The sequence below is a fragment of the Streptomyces sp. DH12 genome (genome assembly GCF_020873895.1).
GTDB lineage: Bacteria > Actinomycetota > Actinomycetes > Streptomycetales > Streptomycetaceae > Streptomyces.
The window spans coordinates 1-392 of the sequence record NZ_JAHWGT010001637.1 but is presented as its reverse complement, the minus strand read 5'-3'; the positions used below and the strand labels follow the sequence as shown (position 1 = coordinate 392).

The following is a 392-nucleotide window of genomic DNA, read 5'->3' as shown; positions in this document are numbered from 1 at the left end:
GAGCAGCGACAAGCTGTCCGCCATGCTGAAGATGCTGGAGCCGTTCGGCATCAAGGAACTGGTCCAGTCCGGCACCATCGCGATCGGACGCGGTGCCCGTTCGATCACGGACCGGTCGCTGCGCGCCCTGGACCGGTCGGCGTAAGACACGGAACGGGCGGCCGGGACACGGCCGGCCGCCCGTATCGCGAGACCCCCAACCTTCCCCCTCCCTCACCGTCATACGGTGGGACGCAACACCTGCACACAAGGAGAGAACCCAGTGGCCGAGCTGTTCTACGACGCCGACGCCGACCTGTCCATCATCCAGGGCCGCCAGGTCGCGGTCATCGGCTACGGCAGCCAGGGCCACGCCCACGCCCAGTCGCTGCGCGACTCCGGCGTCGACGTGC

At 68.9% G+C, this 392-nt stretch carries 2 pseudogenes; both read left to right on the top strand.

Features of this window, described 5'->3' with window-relative positions:
* Positions 1–145, top strand: a pseudogene (locus LPA54_RS41475) (acetolactate synthase small subunit); the annotation flags it as partial.
* Positions 146–262: 117 nt separating this feature from the next.
* A pseudogene (locus LPA54_RS41470) lies at positions 263–392 on the top strand (ketol-acid reductoisomerase); the annotation flags it as partial.